The sequence below is a fragment of the Serratia sp. LS-1 genome, from assembly GCF_003719595.1.
GTDB lineage: Bacteria > Pseudomonadota > Gammaproteobacteria > Enterobacterales > Enterobacteriaceae > Serratia > Serratia ureilytica.
This window is the reverse complement of the sequence record NZ_CP033504.1, coordinates 2,743,706-2,759,529: the sequence shown is the minus strand read 5'-3', so window position 1 is coordinate 2,759,529 and position 15,824 is coordinate 2,743,706. Positions and strand designations below refer to the sequence as shown.

The following is a 15,824-nucleotide window of genomic DNA, read 5'->3' as shown; positions in this document are numbered from 1 at the left end:
GCTACGGGCAACGCGCTTATCTGCCGGCCGCGACGGCCGACGGGGAAAACGACAGCGGAAAACGCGCCAGCAGCAGCTCCAGGCGCTGGCGGATATCGATGTCCAGCGTCGCCGGCCGGTCATAGATATCGCCGCCGGCCAGCTTGTCCGCCACCATCACGTCATGCCGGTCGCCCATCAGGCCGTTAATCGCCGCCAGGAAGCGCGAAATCTGCCGGGCCTCGCGGTTGTCCGGATCGATCGATCTCAGCGTGTCGTAAAACGACACCTGGCGACTGACGATTTTGCGCACGTCGTGGAACTGATGCCCGGTCAGCGCCGGGCCGGCGATCAGCGTCTGCAGCTGGCGCATCTGCTCCTGGCGGTAGGCGATAAAGCCCTGCGCGCTTTCCAGGCGGGTGTGGCGTAGCGCATAGCGCACGTAAGACCATACCGGCTTGCTGAGCAGCAGCCGCAGCAGGTTGCCGTAAAGCGTCAGGTTCTTCTGGTTGCCGTTGCGAAACGCGTCCTGAAAATGGCCGAGCACCACGGTGGTGGTGTGGAACAGGCGGTTGGCGCGGTGGGGCGCGCCGTACAGCTGCTGGGCGAAGCGCAGGTGCTTATAGCGGGCGCGGATATATTTGTAGCGCATGCGGGTAGCCGCCGCCAACTGCGGGTCTTGCAGGAAACCGTTCACCAGTTGCAGCAGCTCGCGGCGGGAAAAGCCGTCTTCCCAAAACTGCAGGCACAGCGCGTAGTTGTCCCGGATGCTCTCGGGGGAGCATTCCAGATCGATCTGCTGCGGCAGGCTGATATTCGCCTCGACCAGGTCATCCTCTTCCACGGCGACAAACAGCGCCTGGGTGGTTTCGGCGGAGAACTTCTTCCAATTCGTGTTAGCGGTCATTGATTACTCTCTTTGGGCACATTCAGCCCCAACATAAAGCGATTGCGGTAGGCGCCGATCGTCGGTATCAGGGATAACAGCACGTCTAAACATTGCCCCAGTAAATAAGCGAAGGCGGCGCCCTGCACGCCGAAGGCATACGCCATCGACACCAGCAGCGCAATGTAGGCCGCCGAGGCCGTCGCCTGCGCGATCAGGAAGGCACGCTGCTTGCCCGCCATAAACAGCAAGGATTCCTGCGGGAAGCCCATCATCGAGACGATGATCGCGCCCAGCATGATTTGAATCAGGTCATAGGCTTCCAGGTATTGCTGCCCGAAGACCGCGGAAATAAGCGGCTTGCCCACCAGCAACATCAACACCGCGACGGCCAGACCGATGCCGCCGGCCAGCAACGAAGAGCGCAGGCCCAGCAGCCACGGGGTCTTGGTGCGCGGATCCAGACGCATGATCTCGGGATAGAAGCTTTTCTCCAGCAGCTTGGCCGGGGTGCCCGTCGCATCGAAGAAGGTCATGGCGATCTTGAACAGCCCGGCGGCGGCCGGCCCGAGCACCACGCCCACCAGCACGGTGGTGCAGGAGTTGCGCGCGGCCCAGATGGTGTGGGCGATGTTGGTGGTCCAGACGAAGTTCCAGGCGCCCTCGATGCGGCGCGCGACGTTGAACAGGCGCGGCCTCAGCGCGCCGTGGATATCGCGACGGCGCAGCTCGCGCGCGGTGAACCACCAAAACAGCGTGCCGCCGATCAGGTTAGAGGCGTACCAGGTGACGATGAAACCGGGGAACCCCAGATCGAAATAATAGGAGATGACGCTGCCCACCGCCTGCAGGAACGGCTTGATCGCCTGCTGGATGGCGATGAGATCGAAGCGGTTGAAGGCGCGCAGCACGCCGGTCGGCGTGGACGAGGTCATCGACGGGATCAGGGTGCAGTACAGCATGGCGAGCCAGAAGCTTTCGCTGTCCAGCCCCAGGGCGTGTGACAAGAACGGCAGCATGATCATGCCGCCCAGCACGGCGATGACGCCGCTGGCGATATCCAGGCCGAAGGAGAACGCGACGACGTCGCGGAAGCGCCCGGTATTTTGATGCTCCAGCGCCGGGGTGCCGAATTGCACCACAAACTGCCAGGTCTGGAATTTGATGAAATCGCTGACCGCTTTGGTATAGGCCTGGATCACCACCAGCACGCCGAACATTTCAGGCGACATGCCCTTACCGGCGCAGGAGAGCGCCAGCAGGCCAAGCAGTGCGCTGGCGACGCTGCCGGAGCCTAAATAGGCGGCATTACGTAAAATGGAACGAAACGCGCCATCGGAAAACCATCGTTTCATAACTTAAACCAGCCATCATCATTATTTTTGTGCATCTTGTGTTCCGCACTCATGCGCTTGCCCTGCATCTTTTTAATAAACCTGAGTTTCTTTACCGGCGTTTTCGCCGGGTTGCCCGATGTCGCTCTGTGGGCGTTTCGCGGGATTCACCACGGCGGAAATGGCGTTGAGCGCGTTGCTCAGCACCTCGTCGTAAGGGGCTCTGGCGTCCAGCTCGATGATGCGCGCGCCGTTGTACTGCAGGCGCACCATGGCGGAAATCTTGTCTTTCAGCTCTTCATAGCTGTGATCGGGCTTGCGGGAAAACGCCGTATCGACGTCGATATCCAGGCGAATGATCAACTCCGGCCGATAGACGGCCATGCGTTGATATAAACGGCGTTCGCGCGCCGCCAGGCGGCGCAATAGCCGGCCTTTTGCGCGTTCCACGCCGATGCCGGGCCCATCGTAGTAAAAACCGGAAATTTCCGCCTGCGGGTAGCGATCGCTGATCACCAGCACGCCGCTCTGCGCCAGCCGCCGCACCTTGCGCAGGTTGGCGGCGCGCCACAGCGAAAAGCCGTACATGATCAGCGCCGCCCACAGCGCCGGCGGCCTGTTGCTCATGCGCTGGGTTTTATCGGATTTGGCCGCCAGACGCCGCTCCAGCCACACGCCGATGAACGGCAATTTCTTGATTTTGTCGCCGTCTTCGCCGGAGATCAGCCCTAAATAGCGGCGCTGCGTGGGGCGATGCTGCTGCAGGTTTTTCACCAGATCGGCGGTCAGCGTGGACTTGCCCGTGCCGTCGCTGCCCACCACGGCAATCAGCCCGGTGATGCAGCCGTGAGAGATATCCTGCTCGGCAGTGAGTTTATTTTTTTTCATCTGTTTCAGTACGAAAAGGTTATTTGGCGGCTAGGCATTGGCGGCCCTCAGCGATATTTTAACGGCGCGCAGCGAAGCATCGAAAATATGCTTGGCCGGCTCGCGGCCGTCCAAATCCAATATGTTAGCGCCGTTAAACGTCAGGTGCGGGATGACGGCGATCTTTTCACGCAACGCCGCCAACGAGTGATCGGGTTTGCGTGAATAGGCCGTTTGCTCGTCAATATCCAACCGAATTAATAATAAGGGCTGATAAGACGCCATCCAGTGGTACAGACGTTGTTCGCGTTTTCTCAGCCAGCGTATCCAGCGATTGCCGCCGGCGGTTTTCGCCAGCTGCGGGCCATCGAAACGAAATCCCGCCACTTCGGCCTGCGGATAACGATCGGTAATCAGCAATGCGCCGCGGCGACTTTTCTTCAGCATGCGGCGGAATTTAAAAACGCGCCAATAGGAAAGTAAAAAGATCACCAACGCCGTGGCATTATCAGGCGGCGTAGCAGGGCGATCGTGCACGCGCTGCGATTTCTTCAGCAAATAACGCCCGAAGGGTGCGCCAATAATCGGCAGCGAACTGATCCATTCGCCGATACGCCCGGAAGACTGGCCGAGATAAAGCAGTTCGGCAGGTTCTTGCGCCGATAAGGCCTCGACCAGACTGGCGGCCAGGGTGGATTTTCCCGAGCCGTCACAGCCGGTTATCGCTATTACGCGCACGGGCGAGCGATCAGATGAAGGTCTTATCTGCTGACTCACAATAATTAATCCAATGCGAAAAAAACTATTGTATTCCAATACGCCTTGGGTTCAAGATATTTATTGTGCTTTGCCGCGATAAAATAATGGGTTCGGTATTCCTGTTGGTTATTTGAATTGATATTTATGGCGTTCGTTCTTGTTATTTTGTGCTAATTGGCCGGGCGTGAGTCGGTTTCGCTTTTTATGTTAACTTTCGGCCTGGCTGACGGCGAAAAAAGAGCAGAGGTTTTCCATTTTCGCTTAATCTTTTGTGCGGTTTGGCGCGGCGTCATGGCAATTATCTTCGCGCTGCCGTCGCGGCCGTGAGCGATATTTCGTTTCAAATAGGGCATGCCGTTTCTGGTGTATTGAAAGAGAGTCTGATTATGAATGCAAAATTTCCGCCGCTGATTGCGGTTATCGGCAGCGACGGATCGGGTAAGTCCACCGTTTGTGAACATCTGATCGAATATGTGAAACATTATGGCCCGGCGGTGCAGGTGCATCTGGGCAAACAGGCGGGCAACGTCGGGCGCGCGGCGGCGAAACTGCCGCTGCTCGGGCGCTCGGTGGGCAAGGCTATCGAAAGCAATACCAAAAAAGTCAAAGCGAAGAAATCCCGCATCGGCCTGTTGCCGTCGGCGGTGATCATCGCCTTCGTGGGGCGGCGGCTGCTGCGGTTTCGCCGCATGCTGGCGTTTCGGCGGCAGGGGTTCATCGTGCTGACCGACCGTTTTCCGCAGGCGCAAATCCCCGGCGCTTATGATGGCACGGTATTTCCCGTCGATGTCGAAGGCAGCCGTTTCGTCCGTTGGCTGGCGGCGCGGGAGCGGGCGGCGTTTCAGTGGATGGCGAAGCAAAAACCGGATCTGGTGCTCAAGCTGAATGTCAGTCTGGACGTGGCCTGCGCCCGTAAACCCGATCACCGCAAAGCGGCGCTGGAGAAGAAGATCGCCGTCACGCCGTTATTGACCTTCGAAGGCGCCGACATCGTGGATCTCGATGCCGATCGGCCGATCGAGGAGGTGCTTTCGGCGGCGGAAAAAGCCATCGCGGAATTTATGGTGGTGCAGGGGTATCGCTATTCGGCTGATGGGGCATCAACGGCTGCGCACTGAGGTGCGCATCGGTTCGGCAGGGCGGCGTGGCCATTTTCGGCACCGCCGCCGCGGCCGAGAGGGAAAGCTTTATTTTTTCAGCGCCGCAAAGGCGCGCACGATGGTGTCGATTTCTTCATCGCTGTGCGCGGCATTGACGCTGCAGCGCAGCAAGGTCACGCCCGCCGGCGCGGCCGGCGGCAGCACCAGGTTCACATAGACGCCGTGGGCGATCAGCTCGCGCCAGAAACGCAACCCTTCTTCTTTTGAACCGATCATGACCGGCACCACCGGGCTGATGCGCGGCCCCAGGGTATAGCCCAGTTCGGCGAGGCCGTGGTACAGGCGGTGCGCATTGCTCCACAGTTTTTCCCGCAGCTCGGGATGGCGGGCGATTTTTTGCAGCGCCGTGCGCACCGAAGCGATGCTGGACGGCGACGGCGAAGCGGTAAAGATATACGGCCGGCTGCTGTAGCGCAGCACGTCCATCCCCTTGCCGCCGACGGCGAAGCCGCCGATCGAAGCCAGGCTTTTGCTGAAGGTGCCCAGGATGATATCCACGTCTTGCTCGACGCCCAGCGCTTCGGCCAGGCCGCGGCCGTGTTCGCCCATCACGCCGAAGGAATGCGCTTCGTCGACCAGCAGATACCCGCCCAATCGCCGCTTGATGTCGACGATTTCCACCAGCGGGGCGACGTCGCCCAGCATGCTGTAGATGCCTTCCACGATAATGATCGCTTCGCGCGCGCGTTCGCCCAGGCGCACCATGCGGCGCTCCAGATCGGCGGCGTCATTGTGGCGGAAGCGAATAATCTCCGCGCCGCCGAGGGCGCAGGCGTCGTAAATGCTCGCGTGGCTGTCCGCGTCGATCAGCACCACGGATCCCGGCCCCGCCAGCGTGCTGATGACGCCCAGGTTGGAGGTATAGCCGGTGGAGAACACGATGGCGCTCGGGCGATCGAAGAATTCCGCCAGCTCCCGTTCCAGCGTCAGGTGCGATCCGTAACTGCCGTTCGCCATGCGCGAGCCGGTGGTGCCGGTGCCGAGCGCGGCCAGAGCAGCCTGGCCGGCGGCGATCGCCTGCGCATCGAACGTCAGGCCAAGGTAATTATTGGTGCCGGCGAGGACAATCTTTTGATCGCCGATGCGCCCCTGGGTGGCGGAATACACTTCGTCGATACAGGTGCCGAACGGATTCAGACCGGACGTTTGAAATTGTTCACGGTCATTGGCGAGCCGCGCAAACTTATCATACAGTCCCATGGTTTTTCTCCAGATAAGGGCGCAGCGCGTCAAGCAGTTGCTCAGGCGTTCTGACATCAAGCAATATATTGATAGGAATGGAGATATCTAATTCATCTTCCAGCATCATCAGCAGATCCAAGACTCTGATGGATTCCAGGCCAAGATCATTGACGAGATCGCTATCAGGTTTTATTTCCACTCCGCCTTCGACGATACCTTGCAAACACGTCAGGATATAATCCATTACAGCATCGCGATTTAGCATAAGAACGTTGACACACCTCTACTTGGAATAATTAAAACAGCCCTTCACGCAGCGCGCGTTCCAAACTCACCTGTGGAAACCAATTAATCTGTTGCGACAGCGCCTGATTGTTGGCGGACCAGTCTTGATGGGTTAATTCGCGTATTTTGCTGCGCGTCAGCATCGGCTCCTGTTTTATCAGGCGGTTCCACACCACGCTGATATCCGCCAGGGCTTTCAGCAGCGGCAGCGGAATGCCCACCAGCCGCACCGGCCCGTGACGCACGGCGGCGCCGATGTCCCGCAGGCGCAGCCAGTCATAACCATCGGCCACGCCGTCGCACAGTTCGTAAATATTCGGCTGCGCGGGCTGCGCCAATAACCATTGGCCGACCGCCTTCGCCAAATCGCTCACGTGCAGAAAAGAGAGTCTGGCGTCAGGCGCGCCCAGCCGGGGCAGCACGCCGCGCAGCAGGCCGTTGAACAGCGGTTTCAGCTCTTTATCGCCCGGCCCGTAAACCGCCGTCGGGCGGAAAATCCCCAGCGCGATCTCGCCCGAAGCGGCGATCAATTGCTGCTCGGCGGCCTGTTTTGAATGGGCGTACCAGGACAGCGCCGGATGGCGCGCCGCCAGCGACGACATGAACAAGAAGCGATTGCAGCGGCCGTTCTGTTTGGCCGCCTGCATCAAATTCAGGCTGCCGGTGACGTTGCAGCGGGTGAACACCGCTTCCGCATGCCCGCGCACCTGGCCCGCACAATGCACGACGCACTCCGCGCCGCGCACCAGTTCGGTGAGCGAGGGCCGATCTTCCAGCGCGCCGGGGATCCACTGCAGGTTGTCTGCGGCGGCTTTGTCGGCTTGCCGCGTCAGGGCGCGCACGCTAAACCCCTGCGCCAGCAGTTCCCGGACGATATGCCGGCCGATAAAGCCGGTCGCGCCCGTCACCGCCACGGTGCCGCTCATTGCGCGAAACCGGCCAACTGCGGCATTTGCGGGTAGAGCGAAGCGCTCAGCCAGCGTTTCTTGGCTTCGGCGCGGGCGGGTTTGCCCGACGACGTGCGGGGAATGCTGTGCGGCGGCAGCAGCTCGATGTCCACCGCGATGCCGAATTCGCTTTGAATGCGCGCGCTCAGGGAATGCACGATCTGCTCCCGGCGCTCTTCCGAACTGACTCGGCATTGGATCTGCAAAATGATCCTGGCCGCTTCGTCGTGTTCTTCGGTCACGAAGGCGATCGCATCGCCGGAACGGATTTCCGGTTCGGATTCCGCGACGTACTCGATATCCTGCGGCCAGATATTGCGGCCGCGAATGATGATCAAATCCTTCTTGCGGCCGGTGACGTACAGATAGCCGTCCAGCAGGTAGCCCAGATCGCCGGTATCCATCCAGCCGGTCACCTGAATTTGCTGCTGGGACTCAGCATCGCAGAAATAGCCGTTCATCAGGCTGGGGCCGGAAATCGTGATATGGCCGACCTGGCGCTCCGGCAGCGGTTGCCCGGTTTCGCTGCGGATCTCGATGCGGTGGCCGGGCAGCGCACGGCCGCAGTTGACGAAGGTCGAGACGGCGCGGGTTTTTTTGCCCGGCGCGACCGCTTTACCCTCGTACTCCAAAATATCGCGGTCGACCGCGTTGGTTTGCGGGCCGGAGCAAGGATCGGAAAAGCTCACCGCCAGGGTGTTCTCGGCCAGCCCGTAGCACGGCATGAAGGCTTTGCTGTCGAAGTTGATGCTGCTGAAGTGTTCGCCAAACTGGCTGAGCAGCTCGGCCGGGATCGGCTCGGCGCCCACGCCGGCGACCCGCCAGCTGGAAAGATCCAGATCGGCCAGCTCTTTGGCGTTGCTGCGGCGCAGACACAGATCGTAGCCGAACGGCGGGGCGACGGACACCGTGCCGCGATTCTTGGCGATCAGTTTCAGCCACTGCATCGGGCGCATGGCGAAATCTTGCGTGCGCAGATAATCGACGGACAGCTGGGTCGCCACCGGCGTCAGCAGGAAACCGACCAGGCCCATATCGTGATAGAAGGGCAGCCACGACACGCAGCGATCGCCCGCGCGCAGCTTGATGCCGTCGCGACTGATCGCATTCAGGTTCGCCATCGCCGCCCGCTGGGTGATGATCACGCCGCGCGGGAAGCGGGTGCTGCCCGAAGTGTATTGGAGATAGGCGATATCGTCGGGCGAAGGCGCCGGCAGCGCGATCTCCGGCTCCGACAATGCGTTGAAATCCGCGTCGCTGAGAATGTGCATCGCTGACGCGTTTTCCGTGGCGGAGGCGATGAGCGGCGTCCACTCTTCGCTGCTGATGATAGCCGCCGGGTTGCAGCTGGCGATCAGCCCTTTCAGTTTGGCGGTGTAGGAGTCGCGCTGGCCCACGCCCATCGGGATCGCCAACGGCACCGCCACCAGGCCGGCATATTGGCAAGCGAAAAAGGCTTCGACGAACCCCGCGCTGGTTTCGGCGATAAGCGCCACGCGATCGCCTTTCTTGAGCTTCAGGGACAATAAACGCCGCGCGCCCGAGATCGCTTTTTGCTGCAGCGTGCGATAATCGAGAACGGTCACGAGTTGATTGCGCCGATCGTAAAAATTCATTCCCGTATTACCGAGCGCCGCGTAATCCAACGCGTCCACTAAAGTGGGGAAGTCCGCATAGCGCATGGGAAGAGAATGAACGGAACTTGTTTCAGACATAGACAAACTTAGCCATAGATTAAAAATCACCAAAAGAGTTAAATCACTCTTGGCGAGGTAATTGATGTTTTACTATGAATAGGTTTTGAATAAGTTTGTTATTCAACCATCTTCATTCCGCGAATTGCGTATATTGCCGTACTTGAGCGGCACGCCGGTTATTAACCCGGTAGCGCGTGAGCGGCCTGCATTATCAGCCTTGAGCGGCGACCTGGAGATATACGAGAGGTGATTGTAATACCCGAGGTTCGCCGTTCTTTAGTCTGCATCTGTCGGGCAGGAAATACCTGTCTGCTCATAGGTTATGACCTCATGCATGGCTATCTTCGAACTTAAACACTTCCTAAACAGTATGCCGCAAGAAATCAAAAAGTGAATGCCTCATTTAAGTTGATTCTTAAAAAGAGCATTAAGTGGTAAAAATGGCGGCGCGCCTCCTGATTAAAGTCGGTACACTTAAAGCGGCGGGTTTCTTTCGCCCAAATAGCACTAAATAATAAAAGAGCACGCATAGCGTAGCATGTCAGCGCCGCGTTGGGCTTTCCTTTTTTTGTTTAATCACGCCGCCTCAGTGCGCGTGATAGGCAAATAATGCGCTGGTTCACAGGGGGAAATATTCGGTTTTTCTTATCGTTGAACCGGAGGCGATACACAATCCAATAAAAGAGAACAGCATAAAAAATGCTAAAGGCGTTGTCGCGCTCATATTTAATTATTTTATTAAAACGTAAGGCTATTTATGATCCGTATTGAGAAAGTTCTGGATAAACGCGAACTTAAAGAATTTATTGCTTTCCCTTCGTTACTGTTTCGTGATGACCCGAACTGGATTGAGCCGCTGTATTTAGAGCGCGAAGAGCACCTGTCAAAGAAGAATCCCGGCACCGATCATATCGAATGGCAGGCGTGGGTGGCGAAAAAGCAGGGGAAGGTCGTCGGGCGCATCACCGCGCAAATCGATTCTCTGCACCGGGCGCTGCACGGAGAAGATTCCGGTCACTTCGGCATGATCGACGCCGTTGACGATCCCGCCGTGTTCAGCGCGTTATTCACGGCGGCGGAGGAGTGGTTGCGGTCCAAGGGCACGCGGAAAATCACCGGGCCGTTCAGCCTCAATATCAATCAGGAAAGCGGCCTGCTGGTCGAAGGGTTCGACACGCCGCCGTCGGCCCTGATGACCCATGCCAGACCTTACTACGCGGCCCAGATAGCGCAGCAAGGGTATAGCGAAGGGATTGATTTGCTTGCTTATTGGATGAAAAGAACCGACCTGCATTTTTCGCCGTCGCTGACCCGGATTATGGATCAGGTGCGCAAAAAGGTGACCGTTCGCCGCCTCAACCGCAAGCGCTTTCGCGAGGAGATGCAGGTGCTGCGCGAGGTATTCAACTCGGGGTGGCAGCATAACTGGGGGTTTGTTCCGTTCACCGAGCATGAGTTCGCCACCATGGGGGATCAGCTGAAGTTCCTGGTGCCCGACGATATGATCCATATCGCCGAGGTGGATGGCGCGCCCTGCGCCTTTATCGTCGGGTTGCCGAACATTAATGAGGCGATTGCCGATCTGCAGGGGCGGTTATTGCCGTTCGGTTGGGCGAAGTTATTGTGGCGGCTGAAAGTCAGCGGCGTTCGCACCGCGCGCGTGCCGCTGATGGGCGTTCGCCAGGAATATCAATTCAGCCGCATCGGGCCGATTATTGCATTGCTGTTGATTGAGGCGCTGCGCGAGCCGTTCGCCAAGCGCAATATCGACGCGCTGGAAATGTCCTGGATCCTGGAAACCAATACCGGCATGCGGACGATTTTAGAACGTATCGGCGCGGTGCCTTATAAGCGCTACCGTTTGTACGAAAAGACGCTTTAATCGACTGATATCGCATCGCCTTTTAACGCCATCAGGATAATAAGCGCATTGCGTGCGGCGCCGTTCGTTTTGGGGGACTGAGCGTGAGTGAAAGCATTGTCCCCAGAGTGGAACGGTTAAGGCCGTTAATTAATAAACCCGAGATAAATTCACGGCGCGTGATTTATTGAACCACGATCGCCGTGATGCTGAAGAGAGCAGAATGCATGCCTGTGGAAAAGAAAAAGGGAATAAGCCGATTAACCTACAGCATAAGGAACTCCTGGGCCGGCTTTATTGATGCCGCGCTGACCGAAAATGCGTTTCGTGAATTATTGGTTATTAACGCCATTTTACTGGTTGTTACATTTACTCTGGATATTACAAAAATGGAGCGGCTGTTATTAATCGCCTGCAGTTTCCTGCTGCTGGTGGTTGAGCTGCTTAATACGGCGATTGAAACCGTGGTCGATCGCATTTCGCTGGCGTTGCATCCGTTATCCAAACGCGCCAAAGATCTGGGCGGCGCAGCGCAGCTGGTGGCGGTGATAATGACCATCATTATTTGGGGGACGGTGCTGCTGGGAGGATAACGGCGAGGCGCGCTACGGCGTTAAACCGGTTGCTGCGGCTAAATAAGCGGCTATTATCGTTGCTTTACGCCTTTGGCGCCATGGTAAGGATAGGTTGCCGTTATGCCCGTGAATTTTGATCTCAACGATCTTTATGCGTTTCGCGCGCTGGTGGAGTACGGCAATTTTCGGCTGGCCGCAGAGTCCATCTGCCTGTCGCAGTCGGCATTGAGCCGCAGGATTGAGAAGCTGGAAAACGCGCTGGGCATCAAACTGTTCGATCGCACCACCCGGCGCGTGACCTTGACGCTGTACGGGCAGGCCTTCGCCGAACGTTCGGAGCAGTTGCTGATGAACGTCGAAGCGGTGATGGCTGATATCGATAAGGTCAGCCAAGAGCGGGTGGGGCTGGTCACCGTCGCCACGGTGCCGTCGGCGGCCTACTATTTCATGCCCGACGTGATACGCCGTTTCCGGCTTCGCTATCCGCGCGTGCGCGTTAAGCTGATCGACGGCAGCGCAGGCAATGTCATCGAGGCGGTCACCGGCGGCCAGGCCGATTTCGGCATCTGCTTCGCCGGGCGGCTGCAGCCTAATCTTGAGTTTGTGCCGTTGGTGGGGGACGTCTACGTGGCCGCCTGCCGGCGAGACCATCCGCTCGCCGGTAAAAAGAGCCTCAGCTGGCGGGAGTTTTATCAGCAGGATTACGTGTCGCTGGATAAAACCTCCGGCAATCGCAATCTGCTCGATCAGCGCCTGGAACACCTCGTGCCGGAACGCCCCAGCGTGTGTGAAACTCGCCATGTGACGACCATGCTGGGCATGGTTGAGGCGGGCATCGGCATTGCCGCCGTGCCCGCCATGTCGATGCCCGCTTCAGAGCACTCGGTGTTGACGTCGGTGCCGCTGGTCGATCCGGTGGTGAAACGCACCGTAGGCCTCATCAGACGCGGCGGCCGCATGCAGTCTTTCGTCGCCGCCGAGCTGGAAAAGCTGATTACTGAACAGTATCACTCTGCCTGACCGGCTGCGGCGCCGGCACGGTTCGCATGCCGGTCGCGCGAATGGTCGGCTGCGCCTGAGAGGAGGCGAGGAAGTCCAGCAGCGCTTTGCCTTCGCGGCGGTGTTCCGCCTTGGCGGTTACCGCGCCCGCGAAGCGGGTGATGTACTGCACGTTTTCAGGCAGCTCGCCGATAAAGGTCACGCCCGCCACGGGCAGCAATTCGCTGACCTGCTGGAAGCCCAGCGCGTATTTCCCCTGCGCCACTTCAGAGGCCACCGGGATGCGCTCAACCTTATGCGCTTTCCCTTTCACCTGTTCCTCGATGCCCAGCTTTTTGAACAGTTGGCCGCTGACATAGCGGCCGCTGGCGCTGTCGGAATAGGCGAAAGAGTCCGCCTGCAGCAAGACATTGCGCAGGTCGGCATCCGTTTTTATCACAGGCTTGGGCGCACCCTGTTTGACCACCATACCGATCGGCGAATCGGCCAGCTCCACGCGCGAACCCGGCTGGGTCCAGCCCTCTTTTTCCAGTTGGGTGAGCGCGTCGCCCACCATGATCAGCACATCGGCTTGCTCTCCGCGCGCCAGCCGCGCGGGGATCGCCTGCGGCGTTTTGCCCATCGAGGGGCCGGACACCAGAATGATTTTGTCGCCGCTTTGGGCTTCATATTCCGGGGCCAGCTTCTCCAGCGCGGCTTTGAAGCCGCCGGAGATCATGACGGTCACGTCTTTGGCCAGCGCCGCCGTACTGCAGGAGGCGCACACCAGCGCGGCGAGGATCGAACGAGTGAGTTTTTGCATGGCATCATTCCTTTTGAGATGGCGGCTTAGCGCGCGGTTTGCAGCGGCATGGCGATGCGGCGATACATATACAGCGTCGCCAGCAGGGCGCACAGCGCGGCGAAGCTCATCCAGTAACCCGGTGAAGCCTTGTCGCCGGTGTATTCGATCAACGCGGTGGAGACTACCGGCGTAAAGCCGCCGAATACCGCCGTCGCCAGGCTGTAGGCCAGCGAGAACCCGGCCACCCGCACTTCCGTTGGCATGATCTCCGTCAAGGCCGGGATCATGGCGCCGTTGTAGAGGCCGTAAATGAAGGACAGCCACATCAGCACGGCCAGCATCATGCTGAAGCTGGGCGCGGCGGCGAGCAGGCTCAGCGCCGGGTAGGCGGTGGCCAACGTCAGCAACGTCATGGCGACCAGCACCGGTTTGCGGCCGAAACGGTCCGACAGCGCGCCGCCGATGGGCAGCCAGATGAAGTTGGAGATCGCCACCAGCAGGGTGACCAGCAAGCTGTCGGAAGCGCTGAGCAGCAGCACCTTTTTGCCGAAGGTCGGCGCATAGACGGTGATCAGGTAAAACGCGGTGGTGGTCATGGCGACCATCAGCATGCCGGCGATCACCACCGGCCAGTTTTTCAGCAGGGTTTTAAACACGTCGCGCATCGCCAGGTGGTGACGGCGAGCGGTAAATTCCTGCGTCTCTTCCAGCTTGCGGCGCAGGAAGAAGATGAAGGGAACGATCAGGCAGCCGAACAGGAAAGGCAGGCGCCAGCCCCATTCGCGAATGGCGCTTTCTTCCAGCGCCGCATTGAGCGCGAAGCCCATGGCCGCCGCCACCATGATAGCCACCTGCTGGCTGCCGGACTGCCAGCTGGTGTAGAAGCCTTTACGGCCCGGCGTGGCGATTTCAGCCAGATAGACGGACACGCCGCCCAGCTCCGCGCCCGCCGAGAAGCCTTGCAACAGACGCCCGCACAGCACTAGCAGCGGCGCCCAAAGCCCGATGCTTTGGTAAGAGGGGATCAGCACGATCAGGAAGGTGCCCGCGGCCATGATCGACAGGGTCACGATCAACCCTTTGCGGCGGCCAACTTTATCTATGTAAGCGCCCAGCACGATGGCGCCGATCGGGCGCATCAGAAAACCTGCGCCGAATACCGCGAAGGTCATCATCAGCGAGGCGAACTCGCTGCTGGCCGGGAAAAAGGTGTGTGCGATGTAGGTAGCGTAAAAGCCGAACAGGAAAAAATCGAACTGCTCTAAAAAGTTGCCGGAGGTGACGCGCAGTATCGCGCCGGTTCTGGCCCGGGTGGTCATGGGTGAGGTAGAGGAATGCATCTTTATCTCCAGTTTGTTATTGGCGCTTGACGCTGCGCCTGTTGCTGAAGACTCGCTCAGGAAAATAAAGTAAATAAGCGCAATAAACTCATGGCGTGATGCGTTTGACGCATCAATCGGCGTTAACAATGTTGCCTAACCCGATGTAACGTGGCGTTAACAAGTTTGTCACTCATCGCCCGCTGCGCAGAACGCCGAAAACGTTATGCGCTTTTTGTGACAGGGTTCATAAAGGGGCGGCGGGGAAGCGCCCCGTGCCTCTGAACGATTGTTCGATACCGTGCGTAAAAAGGTGAATGCCTCGCACTGCGTTTGCAAAATACGTGGATGTACGTTCAGCCTTGCAGTATCCACGTATGCCTTTGCATGCTATCCCAGCGCCTCTCTGCTATAGCTTTACATCTATATAGTTACTGATCTATATTTTAGGGAGGTCCCGTGTGGGAAATTAAAACAACGGATGCATTTGATCATTGGTTCAGATCGCTTAGCGATGCCGATCGGGCCGGCGTACTTGCCGCATTGATGGTCCTGCGGGAAAAGGGGCCGGGGCTGCCCAGACCCTATGCCGATACGGTTAAAGGCTCACGTTACAGCAATATGAAAGAGTTGCGCATTCAGTGCCGGGGCGAACCGTTGCGGGCATTCTTCGCTTTCGATCCGTACCGTATTGGCATTGTGCTTTGCGCGGGCAATAAAGCCGGTAATGAAAAGCGTTTTTACGATCGGATGATCCAGGTTGCCGATCGGGAATTCACGAACTGGCTGAACACATTAAACGAGAAGGAGTGACGCGATGGGCAGAACGTTGGAACAGCTTATTGCGGATGAAAAGCCCGAGGTCGTGGCCAAAGCGCAGGCGCTGGCGGCGGACATCATGCTGAACATTCACCTTGCCGAGCTGCGTGAAAAAGTACAGAAAACGCAGGTTGAAATGGCGCAGGCGCTGGGGATCAGGCAGCCGACCGTTGCCGTGATGGAAAAACCGGGCCGCGATCTGAAACTGTCTTCGCTTAAACGCTATGTTGAGGCGGCCGGCGGCAAACTGCGCCTGGACATCGAACTGCCGGACGGCTCTCACTACGAGTTTGTGCTGTAAGCGCTAACGGCAGAAAGGCACAAAGCCCGCTCAGGTTCCCCGGAGCGGGCTTTGTGCACCAGGGAACCGT

Annotated in this window: 16 protein-coding genes; 6 read left to right on the top strand and 10 right to left on the bottom strand. The window is 58.6% G+C overall.

What is annotated here, in order from left to right; translation table 11 throughout:
* Nucleotides 1-16: 16 nt before the first annotated feature.
* The 4 genes from EDY99_RS13250 to EDY99_RS13235 all read right to left on the bottom strand — a co-directional run bounded on the left by EDY99_RS13250 (nucleotide 17) and on the right by EDY99_RS13235 (nucleotide 3,843).
* Nucleotides 17-886, bottom strand: coding sequence for a hypothetical protein (locus EDY99_RS13250; protein WP_033643767.1), 870 nt, complete (start codon nucleotides 884-886; stop codon nucleotides 17-19).
* Nucleotides 883-2,220, bottom strand: a complete 1,338-nt coding sequence (locus EDY99_RS13245) for a lipopolysaccharide biosynthesis protein (protein ID WP_004935553.1) — start codon at nucleotides 2,218-2,220, stop codon at nucleotides 883-885. The genes EDY99_RS13250 and EDY99_RS13245 overlap by 4 nt, the downstream gene beginning before the upstream one ends.
* 72 nt (nucleotides 2,221-2,292) lie before the next feature.
* Nucleotides 2,293-3,087, bottom strand: coding sequence for a hypothetical protein (locus EDY99_RS13240; protein ID WP_046687454.1), 795 nt, complete (start codon nucleotides 3,085-3,087; stop codon nucleotides 2,293-2,295).
* Between the two features lie 30 nt (nucleotides 3,088-3,117).
* Nucleotides 3,118-3,843, bottom strand: a complete 726-nt coding sequence (locus EDY99_RS13235) for a lipoprotein (RefSeq protein ID WP_033643765.1) — start codon at nucleotides 3,841-3,843, stop codon at nucleotides 3,118-3,120.
* 368 nt (nucleotides 3,844-4,211) lie between these two features.
* Here EDY99_RS13235 and EDY99_RS13230 point away from each other — a divergent pair, with 368 nt between their 5' ends.
* Entirely contained in the window at nucleotides 4,212-4,943 is a 732-nt protein-coding gene (locus EDY99_RS13230) for an ATP-binding protein (protein ID WP_060660483.1), read from the top strand.
* A 69-nt stretch (nucleotides 4,944-5,012) separates the two neighbouring features.
* On the opposite strand, the gene EDY99_RS13225 is transcribed toward EDY99_RS13230, so the two are convergent.
* Genes EDY99_RS13225 through EDY99_RS13210 form a run of 4 tightly spaced genes read right to left on the bottom strand, consistent with a single transcriptional unit; the run spans nucleotide 5,013 to nucleotide 9,114 of the window.
* On the bottom strand, nucleotides 5,013-6,185 hold the full coding sequence (locus EDY99_RS13225; protein WP_123061827.1) for an aminotransferase class I/II-fold pyridoxal phosphate-dependent enzyme: 1,173 nt from the start codon (nucleotides 6,183-6,185) through the stop codon (nucleotides 5,013-5,015).
* Nucleotides 6,172-6,432 carry an acyl carrier protein gene (locus EDY99_RS13220; protein ID WP_015378483.1) on the bottom strand — a complete coding sequence of 87 codons (261 nt, stop codon included), beginning with the start codon at nucleotides 6,430-6,432 and terminating at the stop codon, nucleotides 6,172-6,174. Before EDY99_RS13220 ends, EDY99_RS13225 begins: the two co-directional genes overlap by 14 nt.
* A gap of 31 nt (nucleotides 6,433-6,463) precedes the next feature.
* Entirely contained in the window at nucleotides 6,464-7,378 is a 915-nt protein-coding gene (locus EDY99_RS13215; RefSeq protein WP_123061826.1) for an NAD(P)-dependent oxidoreductase, read from the bottom strand.
* Nucleotides 7,375-9,114, bottom strand: coding sequence for a fatty acyl-AMP ligase (locus EDY99_RS13210; RefSeq protein WP_123061825.1), 1,740 nt, complete (start codon nucleotides 9,112-9,114; stop codon nucleotides 7,375-7,377). The genes EDY99_RS13215 and EDY99_RS13210 overlap by 4 nt, the downstream gene beginning before the upstream one ends.
* 739 nt (nucleotides 9,115-9,853) lie before the next feature.
* Between EDY99_RS13210 and EDY99_RS13205 the strand changes: the two genes are divergently transcribed.
* From EDY99_RS13205 to EDY99_RS13195, 3 genes are all read left to right on the top strand, one after another.
* Entirely contained in the window at nucleotides 9,854-10,978 is a 1,125-nt protein-coding gene (locus EDY99_RS13205) for an N-acetyltransferase (RefSeq protein WP_123061824.1), read from the top strand.
* A gap of 185 nt (nucleotides 10,979-11,163) precedes the next feature.
* The gene (locus EDY99_RS13200; protein ID WP_223524775.1) at nucleotides 11,164-11,550 is read left to right on the top strand and encodes a diacylglycerol kinase; all 387 of its coding nucleotides are present in this window, start codon (nucleotides 11,164-11,166) and stop codon (nucleotides 11,548-11,550) included.
* Nucleotides 11,551-11,652: 102 nt separating this feature from the next.
* Entirely contained in the window at nucleotides 11,653-12,552 is a 900-nt protein-coding gene (locus EDY99_RS13195) for a LysR family transcriptional regulator (protein ID WP_033643758.1), read from the top strand.
* Here EDY99_RS13195 and EDY99_RS13190 read toward each other — a convergent pair.
* Entirely contained in the window at nucleotides 12,527-13,333 is an 807-nt protein-coding gene (locus EDY99_RS13190) for a substrate-binding domain-containing protein (RefSeq protein WP_123061823.1), read from the bottom strand. The two genes, EDY99_RS13195 and EDY99_RS13190, sit on opposite strands and share 26 nt — an antisense overlap.
* A 26-nt stretch (nucleotides 13,334-13,359) precedes the next feature.
* Nucleotides 13,360-14,655, bottom strand: a complete 1,296-nt coding sequence (locus EDY99_RS13185) for an MFS transporter (RefSeq protein ID WP_123061822.1) — start codon at nucleotides 14,653-14,655, stop codon at nucleotides 13,360-13,362.
* A gap of 438 nt (nucleotides 14,656-15,093) precedes the next feature.
* Between EDY99_RS13185 and EDY99_RS13180 the strand changes: the two genes are divergently transcribed.
* Together EDY99_RS13180 and EDY99_RS13175 are read left to right on the top strand one after the other, a co-directional pair.
* The gene (locus EDY99_RS13180) at nucleotides 15,094-15,447 is read left to right on the top strand and encodes a type II toxin-antitoxin system RelE/ParE family toxin (RefSeq protein ID WP_089194950.1); all 354 of its coding nucleotides are present in this window, start codon (nucleotides 15,094-15,096) and stop codon (nucleotides 15,445-15,447) included.
* 4 nt (nucleotides 15,448-15,451) lie between these two features.
* Nucleotides 15,452-15,754, top strand: coding sequence for an XRE family transcriptional regulator (locus tag EDY99_RS13175; protein ID WP_016927038.1), 303 nt, complete (start codon nucleotides 15,452-15,454; stop codon nucleotides 15,752-15,754).
* The last annotated feature ends 70 nt before the right edge of the window (nucleotides 15,755-15,824 follow it).